The 9,763-nt window shown below is 73.8% G+C and carries 9 protein-coding genes; 4 read left to right on the plus strand and 5 right to left on the minus strand.

The genetic code is table 11. The annotated features are described in order from the left end of the window. A partial coding sequence (gene ftsL, locus CCN72_RS28450) for a cell division protein FtsL (protein ID WP_208638121.1) occupies positions 1-398 on the minus strand: 398 nt, incomplete at its 3' end. A 57-nt stretch (positions 399-455) separates the two neighbouring features. Beyond that, a complete protein-coding gene (gene rsmH, locus CCN72_RS28455; protein ID WP_078967214.1) occupies positions 456-1,412 on the minus strand; it encodes a 16S rRNA (cytosine(1402)-N(4))-methyltransferase RsmH in 957 nt (318 codons plus the stop codon). Positions 1,413-1,830: 418 nt separating this feature from the next. Between rsmH and CCN72_RS28460 the strand changes: the two genes are divergently transcribed. From CCN72_RS28460 to CCN72_RS28475, 4 genes are all read left to right on the plus strand, one after another. Continuing rightward, complete coding sequence (locus tag CCN72_RS28460) at positions 1,831-2,379, plus strand: beta-class carbonic anhydrase (protein ID WP_085564308.1); 549 nt, start codon at positions 1,831-1,833, stop codon at positions 2,377-2,379. A gap of 271 nt (positions 2,380-2,650) precedes the next feature. After that, complete coding sequence (locus CCN72_RS28465) at positions 2,651-3,691, plus strand: AAA family ATPase (protein ID WP_086810760.1); 1,041 nt, start codon at positions 2,651-2,653, stop codon at positions 3,689-3,691. Continuing rightward, positions 3,691-5,052: a DUF58 domain-containing protein gene (locus CCN72_RS28470; protein ID WP_086810762.1), complete on the plus strand. Its 1,362-nt coding sequence runs from the start codon at positions 3,691-3,693 to the stop codon at positions 5,050-5,052. Before CCN72_RS28465 ends, CCN72_RS28470 begins: the two co-directional genes overlap by 1 nt. Next, complete coding sequence (locus CCN72_RS28475) at positions 5,049-7,427, plus strand: transglutaminase TgpA family protein (protein WP_086810764.1); 2,379 nt, start codon at positions 5,049-5,051, stop codon at positions 7,425-7,427. Before CCN72_RS28470 ends, CCN72_RS28475 begins: the two co-directional genes overlap by 4 nt. 190 nt (positions 7,428-7,617) lie before the next feature. Here the strand turns inward: CCN72_RS28475 and CCN72_RS28480 are convergent, their stop codons facing one another. From CCN72_RS28480 to CCN72_RS28490, 3 genes are all read right to left on the minus strand, one after another. Further along, a complete protein-coding gene (locus tag CCN72_RS28480) occupies positions 7,618-8,001 on the minus strand; it encodes a DUF3040 domain-containing protein (RefSeq protein WP_037653071.1) in 384 nt (127 codons plus the stop codon). 276 nt (positions 8,002-8,277) lie between these two features. Next, a complete protein-coding gene (locus CCN72_RS28485; protein ID WP_167408725.1) occupies positions 8,278-9,105 on the minus strand; it encodes a class I SAM-dependent methyltransferase in 828 nt (275 codons plus the stop codon). A 135-nt stretch (positions 9,106-9,240) separates the two neighbouring features. Beyond that, the coding region (locus CCN72_RS28490; protein WP_086810768.1) for an SAV_6107 family HEPN domain-containing protein at positions 9,241-9,763 on the minus strand (523 nt) is incomplete at its 5' end.

A 9,763-nucleotide genomic window follows, 5' to 3' on the forward strand; every position in this document is an offset into this window, starting at 1 on the left:
AAGGGCGTACCCGGCGCCGCCTCGGGGGTGGCGGCGCCGGGTACGCCCTTGACCGTGCCGTTCGGGTCGAGGAAGGCGGGGTCGCCGCCGGGGACCATGCCGAGTTCATGGGCCCGGCGCTCCAGGGCGTCGGGGGCCGAGTAGGCGTCGATGGTCCGCTGGAGGGCCTGTTCCTCGTCGGTGAGGTTCTGGGTGCGCTTCTGGAGATCGGCGAGTTTGAACGAGCCTTCGCTCAGAGCGGAGTTCAGCACCAGCAGCCCGATGAGGCCGCCGCCGAGGAGCAGGACGACGAGGAGGACGAACGGGGTGCGGGCGGCCTTGGCGCGGCCGGCCGGGAAGAGCCGGGCGAGCCGGGCGGCCCGCCCCTTCAGTTCGGGCAGTTCGGGTTTCCTAGGCACCGCTCCCCCAGTGAGTTCCGAGGACCGAGGTCCCGGAGTCCAGCCCACCCGTCCGGCTCACTCGGCGTCCTCCCTGATGCGCTCGGCACCCCGCAGCCTGGCGGGGGCGGCCCGGCGGTTCTCGGCGATCTCTTCCTCGGTGGGAAGTTCGGCACCGCGGGTGAGCAGCTTGAGCCGCGGCTGGTAGCGCTCGGGCACCACCGGCAGTCCGGGCGGCGCGGTGTTCGCCGCACCCGCCGCGAACACCTGTTTGACCAGCCGGTCCTCCAGCGAGTGGTACGACAGCACGGCGACCCGCCCGCCGACGGCGAGGGCCTTCACGGCCGCCGGGATCGCCCGCTCCAGGACCGACAGTTCGCCGTTGACCTCGATGCGCAGCGCCTGGAAGGTGCGCTTGGCCGGATTGCCGCCGGTGCGCTTGGCGGCCTGCGGCAGCGCGTCGCGGATCAGCTCCACCAGGCGGGCGCTGTTGCTGAACGGCTCCTTCTCGCGCTCGCGCACGATCGCCCCGACGATCCGCTTGGCCTGCTTCTCCTCGCCGTACGCGCGCAGGATGCGCACCAGTTCGCCCGCCGGGTAGGTGTTGAGGACCTCGGCGGCGCTCATCCCGGTCGTCTGGTCCATGCGCATGTCGAGCGGCGCGTCCTGGGCGTAGGCGAAGCCGCGGTCGGCCTCGTCCAGTTGCATGGAGGACACGCCGAGGTCGAACAGGACGCCCTGGACGCGCGGGACGCGCAGCCGCTCCAGGACCTCGGGCAGTTCGTCGTAGACGGCGTGCACCAGGGTGGCCCGTTCACCGAAGGGCGCGAGGCGCTCCCCGGACAGGCGCAGCGCCTCCTTGTCCCGGTCGAGGCCGATCAGGCGGGCCTCGGGGAACCGGTCCAGCAGCGCCTCGCTGTGCCCGCCGAGGCCCAGGGTGCAGTCGACGACCACCGCTCCCGGGCGCTCCAGGGCGGGTGCCAGCAGGTCCAGGCACCGCTGGAGCATCACCGGGACGTGTCGACTCTGGCTCAAGGGGGCCTCTCATTCCGGCGAGGCGCCGTGCGCACCGCGGGCCCCGCCAGCTCGTGAACAGGGGCGCGGCCGGCGCCGGAAGCGTCAGCCGACCGGGGAGCGGGAGGAGGCCGAGCCGTACGTACGCGCCGCGCACGCGGGGAGACGGATCCGGGCGGGTGCCGGGTCTCCGGGGGTTTCACCAGCAGGGAGAAGCACGCCTCCCGCTTCGCGTCACTTTAGTCCACGGTGTCTCACGGTCAATCAACCGGCCTGCGCGTCGCGCACCGCCTCCGCACGGGCGCCGTCTTTCGAACAGATTCACCCTTCCGGCCCTGGTTTGCCGTCCGTATGGGGTAGCTCACAACAAGCCACGATGACGTTCTTTGTCCGCTCTCACAGCAGGCCACGTCCACGAGTGACCAGTAACGTCATGAGTATGTCGACTTCCGCAGCAGTTCCCACTGGATCCGAAGGCGCCATAAGTGGCGGTGGCGCTGTGACCGACCGCCTGGTGGAGGCCAACCAGCGGTACGCCGCCGAGTTCACCGATCCCGGCATGGACGCCCGTCCCGTGCTCAAGGTCGCCGTCGTGGCGTGCATGGACGCCCGTCTCGACCTGCACGCCGCCCTTGGCCTCGAACTGGGTGACTGTCACACCATCCGCAACGCGGGCGGGGTCGTCACCGACGACGTCATCCGCTCCCTGACCATCAGCCAGCGGGCGCTGGGCACCCGCAGCGTGGTGCTCATCCACCACACGGGCTGCGGCATGGAGACCATCACCGAGGAGTTCCGGCACGACCTGGAGATGGAGGTCGGCCAGCGCCCGGCGTGGGCGGTGGAGTCCTTCCGCGACGTCGACCAGGACGTACGGCAGTCGATGCAGCGGGTGCGTACCTCGCCGTTCCTGCTGAGCACCACGGACGTGCGCGGCTTCGTCTTCGACGTGCGCACCGGCGCGCTGCGCGAGGTGGACCCGGCCTGACCGGCGCCCCGGCCGACCCGGGGCACTTTCCGTTCCGACTTCCGCCCCCGAGGCAATCCCCACCGAAACGTATCGAAAGCCTGGCCGAAAGGGCCGTACGACCGACATCGTGCGGGCAGTTGTCCACAGGCGGTGACACGAATCGGTAACGGCAGCAAGAATGCGGTGTGCGACATCGCGCGGAACCATTCCCGCGTGGTGTCCGTGTTTCGGGGTGGGCCGGCCGTGATCAAGCGTGCCGGCCCGGGAAGAACGGGCCGAGGAGGGCCGGGTGACGACCTATGACGGTCGAGAGAACCTCAGCGATCTGAGTGCCACCGTGGAACGGGTGCGCGGCTCGGTGGAAGGCGTGATCGAGGGCAAGCCCGAGGTCGTACGGCTCGCGCTGACCGTGCTGCTCGCCGAGGGCCATCTGCTGATCGAGGACGTTCCCGGCGTGGGCAAGACGATGCTCGCCAAGGCGCTGGCGCGGTCCATCGACTGCTCGGTGCGGCGCATCCAGTTCACGCCCGACCTGCTGCCCTCGGACATCACCGGTGTCTCCATCTGGGACCAGCAGCGACGCGACTTCGAGTTCAAGCCGGGCGCGGTCTTCGCGCAGATCGTGATCGGCGACGAGATCAACCGCGCCTCGCCCAAGACCCAGTCGGCGCTGCTGGAGTCCATGGAGGAGCGCCAGGTCACCATCGACGGACAGACCTACGCACTGCCCAGTCCCTTCATGGTGGTGGCCACCCAGAACCCGGTCGAGATGGAGGGCACCTACCCGCTGCCCGAGGCCCAGCGCGACCGCTTCATGGCCCGTGTCTCCGTCGGCTACCCCAGCGTGGAGGCCGAGCTCCAGATGCTGGACGTGCACGGCGGGGCCAATCCGCTGGACGACCTCCAGCCGGTGGCGCACGCCCACGAGATCGTGAAGCTGATCGACGCGGTGCGCGGGGTGCATGTCGCCGAACCGGTGCGCCGGTACGCGGTGGAGCTGGTCGCCGCCACCCGCGTCCACCCCGATCTCAGACTCGGCGCCTCCCCGCGTGCCACCCTGCATCTGCTGCGCGCCGCGAAGGCGTCCGCCGCCCTGGCCGGCCGGGAGTACGCGCTGCCGGACGACGTCCAGGAACTCGCCGTGGCCGTCCTCGCGCACCGGCTGCTGCCCACCGCCCAGGCCCAGCTCAACCGCCGCAGCGCGGAGCAGGTGGTGCAGGAGATCCTCCAGCGCACCCCGGTGCCCGCGGCCCCGGGCGCGCGCGGCGGGCTCGACGGCATCGGCCGCGGCGTGCCCGCCTATCCCCAGCAGCCCCCGCGGGGTCTGTGATGAGCGCCGGGGGGACGGAGCGGGCGGCCGGCGAGCGCCCGGAGGCGGGCGGGATCCGTACCGCGCTGGCCGGTCTGACCACCCGCGGCCGCTCCTTCCTGGCGGCCGGGATCGCCGCCGCGATCTGTGCCTATGTGCTGGGCCAGAGCGAACTGCTGCGCGTCGGACTGCTGCTGGCCGCGCTGCCGCTGACCTGTGCGACCGTGCTCTACCGCACCCGCTACCGGGTCTCCGGCACCCGGGCGCTGTCCCCCGCGCGCGTCCCGGCCGGCGGCGAGGCCCGGGTCCGGCTGCGGATGGACAACGTCTCCCGGCTGCCCACCGGTCTGCTGATGCTCCAGGACCGGGTGCCCTATGTGCTCGGGCCCCGGCCCCGGTTCGTGCTGGACCGGATGGAGCCGGGCGGCCGGCGCGAGGTGTCCTACCGGGTCCGCTCGGACCTGCGCGGCCGCTATCCGCTCGGCCCGCTCCAGCTGCGCCTCACCGACCCCTTCGGGATGTGCGAACTGACCCGCTCCTTCGCGGAGTCCGACACCCTCACCGTCATCCCCCGGGTGACCCCGCTGGCCCCGGCCCGGTTCGCCGGCGAGGCCAAGGGCTACGGCGACGGACACCGGCGCGCGCTGGCCCTGGCGGGCGAGGACGACGTGATCCCGCGCGGCTACCGGTACGGCGATGATCTGCGCCGTGTGCACTGGCGCTCCACCGCGCGCTACGGCGAGCTGATGGTGCGCCGCGAGGAACAGCCCCGGCGCGCCCGCTGCACCGTCCTGCTGGACACCCGCGGCGGCGCCTACGAGGGCGCGGGCCCCGACTCGGCCTTCGAATGGGCCGTCTCCGGCGCCGCCTCCACCCTGGTGCACCTGCTCGAACGGGGCTTCTCGGTACGGCTGCTGACGGACACCGGCAGCGCGGTGCCCGGCGAGAGCGCCGACGGCTTCGCGGGCGGCGGCCAGGAGGCCGCGGACGCGGCCGGGCTGATCCTGGACACCCTCGCGGTGATCGACCACTCCGGCGGCGAGGACCTCTCCCGGGCCCATGACGCGCTGCGCGGCGGCGGCGAGGGCCTGCTGATCGCCTTCCTCGGCGACCTGGACGAGGAGCAGGCCACCACGGTCGCCGGGATGAACCGGCGCGGCGGCGGCGCCGTCGCCTTCGTCCTGGACCCGGCCGTCTGGACCCGCGACCCGGCCGAGCCCCCGCGCCCGGCGGACCCGCGCTCGGACCGGCTGCACCTGCTGCGCGACGCGGGCTGGACGGTGGTCGGTGTGCCGCGCGGCGCCGCCCTCGACGAGCTGTGGCACCGGGCGGACCGTGAGCGCTCGGGCCTGGCCGCGATGGCCGGAGAGGCACGGGCATGAGCGGGCGGGCGCGCTTGGCGCTGTGCGCGGCGGCTGCCACCTTGATGGCCTCGTGCGCGCTGCTGCCGCTGGTGAACGGACCGTCCTGGCTGCTGGAGCTGGTGCCGCTGGTGGTCGTGCAGAGCGGGGTGGGCGCGGCGGCCCGGCGGGTGCCGCTCGGCCGGCCGCTGACCGTGCTGGTGCAGGCGGTGGCCACGCTGCTGCTGCTCACCCTGGTCTTCGCCCGCGGGCACGCGATCGCCGGGGTGATCCCGGGCCCCGACACCTTCTCGTACCTCGCCGAACTGCTGCGGCAGGGCGCGCAGGACGTGAGCCAGTACGCCATACCGGCACCGCTGACCGACGGCATCCGGCTGATGCTGATCGGCGGTGTGCTGCTGATCGGCCTGCTGGTGGACACCCTCGCGGTGACCTTCCGCAGCGCCGCGCCCGCCGGGCTGCCGCTGCTCGCGCTGTACTCGGTGGCCGCCGGGCTGTCCCAGGGCGGCCCGGACTGGCTGTGGTTCCTGGTGGCGGCGGGCGGCTATCTGATGCTGCTGCTCGCCGAGGGCCGGGACCGGCTCGCCCAGTGGGGCCGCGTCTTCGGCGCCCCACCCCGTGCCCAGGGCGGCGCCCCGGACGGGGGCACGGTCGCCCCGGTGCGCACCGGACGGCGGATCGGCGCGGTCGCCCTCGGGGTGGCCCTGCTGGTGCCGCTGGTGCTGCCCGCGATGCAGGGCGGTCTGCTGGCCGCGGACGGCGCCGGGGTCGGCGCGGGTCCGGGCCGCGGCGGCACCATCTCCGCGGTCAACCCGCTGGTGTCGCTGCGCGACAGCCTGAACACCACCGACGACCGCACGGTGCTGTCCGTGCGCACCAGCAGCCCCGACCTCTCGGACCTGTATCTGCGCATCGTCTCCCTGGACGACTTCGACGGCACCACCTGGAAGCCGGCGCAGCGGCACATCGTGGGCGTGCCGAACACCTTCCCGGCGCCGTCCGGGCTGAGCCCTGACGTCCGGCGGGACACCCAGCGGACCACCGTCACGGCGGCGGACTGGTACGCGCAGGACTGGCTGCCGATGCCCTATCCGCCGAGCAAGGTGCAGATCGGCGGCAGCTGGCGGTACGAACCGGTCGGCATGACGCTGGTGGGCGACCACGGCCAGACCACGCGCGGCAAGACGTACCAGGTGACCAGCCTGGACGTACGGCCGACCGCGGGCGAGCTGGCGACCGCGCCGGAGCCGCCGGCCGCGCTGCGGCGCGAGTACACCAAGGTGCCGGGCACGCTGCCGAAGGTGGTGGCGCGAACCGCCCGGGAGGTCACGGCGGGCGCGAAGAACCACTACGAGCAGGCCGTGCGGCTCCAGGACTGGTTCTCCACCGACGGCGGCTTCCAGTACGACACCCAGGTGGCGGTCGGCAGCGGTCCGGACGCCATCGCGAACTTCCTGAAGAAGAAGCAGGGGTTCTGCGTCCACTTCTCCTTCGCGATGGCGGCGATGGCCCGCACCCTCGGCATCCCGGCCCGGGTCGCGGTGGGCTTCGCGCCCGGCACCCCGCAGGCGGACGGTTCGGTGGCGGTGAGCCTGAAGGACGCGCACGCCTGGCCCGAACTGTACTTCCAGGGCGTGGGCTGGACGCGGTTCGAGCCGACGCCGACGCGGGGCGTGGTGCCGTCGTACACCCAGTCGGTGACGCCCGGCACCTCGCAGCCGGACCAGTCGCTGCCGTCCAAGAACGGCTCCTCGAAGCCGTCGGCGGCCCCGTCGGCCGGTGCGGACTGCGCGAACGGTCCGGGAGCGTGCGACATGCCGTCGGCGGCGGCGGTCCCGGCCGGGGGCGGCAGTGGTCCGGGCCCGTGGTGGTTCGCATTGACCGCGCTGGCCGTCCTGGTGGTGCTGGCCGTTCCGCTCTCGCCGCTGCTGTGGCGGACGCGGGTGCGGTCGGTACGGCTCGGTGGGCATGCCCGCACCGACGCGGGAGCGGCGGCGCACACACTGGCCGCGTGGCAGGAGCTGACCGACAGCGCGTGGGACCTGGGCATCCTGCCGGACGAGTCGCTGACCCCGCGGGGCGCGGCCGACCGGATCATCCGCCTGGGCCGCCTGGACGGACCGGCCAGCGCCGCGGTCCACCGCGTCGCCGGCGCCCTGGAGCAGGTCCTGTACGCCCCCCGGCCGCATCCCGCCCCGGGCGTGGCCGACGACGTACGCCAGGTCACGGCGGCCCTCTACGGCACGGCCCCCCGCAAGGCCCGTCTACGGGCCCGCCTCCTGCCCCGCTCGGCGGTCCGTGCCCTGTGGGCGGTCTCGGCCCGCTGGTCGACGCTCCGCACCCGCGCGACGGCGGCCCGGCCGTCGCTACGACGCCCGCGCCCCTCGGAGCGTTAGCCGGACGCGCACCCCTCACCCCGCGCCCCACAAGGGGCGCGGGGAACTGCGCGACCAGCCACCACGGCGGGACAGCCGACGACAGCGAGGCGGGGCGGCAGAGCCGGAGACAAAGCCGAGGGGTGACCACCGGTCCTGGTGGTCACCCCTCGGAAAAGCTCAGATCAAGAACGGCCGAACCAGCGGAGCGCTACCGTCCCTGTTCGTCCCGCCGTCTTTGCCACCGCTCCTCGATGCGATCCATCATGGACCGCTTGGCCCGCACCGGGCGCCGTACCGCGCCCGCGGGTTGTTCCCCCGGTTTGGGCGCCTTGCGCCAGCCCGTGACCGCGAGCACCGCGCAGCCGAGCATGACGAGGAAACCTACGACGCTGATCCAGATCAGCTGGGCGACCATTCCGGCCATGAGGAGCGCGATACCGACGAGAAAGCCCGCGACCGCCTGGTAGACCCGCCGCCGGGTGTACGTACGCAGCCCGCTTCCCTCAAGCGCTGACGCGAACTTGGGATCTTCGGCGTACAGCGCTCGCTCCATTTGCTCGAGCATGCGCTGCTCGTGCTCCGAGAGCGGCACGGAGTCCTCCTCATCGTGCGGTCGCCGGGGCGACCCGGGGGGTCCCTTCAGGATAGGCAGGGAATCGCCCCCGTGAAACCCGCCCCTCTGCGCCAATTGACCAACCGGGGTCCCGCCATGGCCGTCCCGGCTCGCCGATGCTTCCATTCCCCGGCGGCCGACCCGTCATGCCGGGTGGTGTACCTCGATCATACGGCGCAAACCCCACGATCGGGGGGCTTGTGCTGTACTCCATCCGCCGCCGATGCCCTGATCAGCGGCGGGTCGGCCGTGTGCTCAGACCTCGGTGGCGCCCGGCGTCTCGCCGAGCACATGCAGCTGGGTGGCCACGGAGTGGAACGCGGGCAGCTCGGCCGCGGCGGCCTCCAGCCGCAGCAGCGCGTCCAGCGCGGCGGGCTCGGTGTCCACCAGGACCCCGGGCACCAGGTCGGCGAAGACCCGCACGCCGTGCACCGCGCCGACCCGCAGGCCCGCGCCCTCGACCAGCGCGGTCAGCTGCTCGGCGGTGAAGCGGCGCGGCATCGGGTCGCCGGGGCCCCAGCGGCCGTCGGGGTCCTGGAGGGCCTGCCGGGCGTCGGTGAAGTGGCCGGCGAGGGCGCGGGCGAGCACGGCGCCGCCGAGGCCCGCGGCCAGCACGCTGAGGACGCCCTCGGGACGCAGGGCCGCGACCGCGTTGCGCATGCCCTCGGCCGGGTCGTCCACGTACTCCAGGACGCCGTGGCACAGCACCGCGTCGTAGCCGCCGCGCTCGACCACGTCGAACAGGCCGTGGGCGTCGCCCTGGACGCCCTTGACCCGGTCGGCGACGCCGGCCTCGGCGGCGCGGCGCTCCAGCGCGAACAGCGCGTTGGGGCTGGGGTCGACCACGGTCACCCGGTGGCCGGCCAGGGCGAGGGGCACCGCGAAGTTGCCGCTGCCGCCGCCGGTGTCCAGGACGTCCAGCGCGTCCCGTCCCGTCGCCTTGACCCGCCGGTCGAGGGCGTCCTGGAGGACCTCCGAGACCACGGCGGTACGCAGCGAGGCGCGGGTGCCGGAACGGTCGAAGCGCAGCGAGGCCGTATGCGAGTGGGGAGGGGAGACGGGCGGGCGCATCGGGTCCGACACGGCAGTTGGCTCCTCGGCAGGGCTGGACGTCTTTCAGGCGTCTCCACCCTATTGCCTTCGGCGCTCTGCCTGGTCATCGCGGGGGTCGCGGCCGTGTCCGTCTCGCTCGGCGGACGCCGGGCGCACCACCCGTGGTCAGCCCGCATCCGACAGGTCACCGCGGGCCCCCGCGGCGCCGGGCTCCTCGGCGTCCGGGCGGGGCCGGGGCAGGACCGGCTGAAGGACGAGCATCCGTTCCACGAGGCGCAGGAACATCGCCACGTCCCGTATCAGGTCGTCGGCGTCCCGCCTGCTCGCGGCGCCCCGGATGCCGGCCTCGGCGCGGGCCCGGCGGGCGGCGCCGGAGGCGAAGAGGGCGCTCCACTCGGTCAGTTCGGGGGCGATCTCGGGCAGGACCTCCCAGGCGCTGCGGATCCGGGCGCGGCGGCGCGGGGAGGTCTCGGGGCGGCCGCGGGCGGCGAGCACGGCGGCGGCGGTGCGCAGGGCGGCGAGGTGGGCCGCCGCATAGCGCTCGTTCGGCGCTTCGAGGGTGACGGCCTCCGAGAGGCCGGCGTGGGCCTGGGCGAGCAGGTCGAGGGCGGCGGGCGGGGCCGTGGCGTGCCGGAGCACGGGGTGCACATCGCTCGCCGGGCCGGTCGCGGAGGGGGTGGCGCGGGTC

This window comes from Streptomyces murinus (genome assembly GCF_002154555.1).
Lineage (GTDB): Bacteria > Actinomycetota > Actinomycetes > Streptomycetales > Streptomycetaceae > Streptomyces > Streptomyces murinus.

Coding starts and splice junctions, on each gene's coding strand:
- CCN72_RS28460 (WP_085564308.1), top strand. CDS start 1,831: ATGTCGACTTCCGCAGCAGTTCCCACTGGATCCGAAGGCGCCATAAGT.
- CCN72_RS28470 (WP_086810762.1), top strand. CDS start 3,691: ATGAGCGCCGGGGGGACGGAGCGGGCGGCCGGCGAGCGCCCGGAGGCG.
- CCN72_RS28475 (WP_086810764.1), top strand. CDS start 5,049: ATGAGCGGGCGGGCGCGCTTGGCGCTGTGCGCGGCGGCTGCCACCTTG.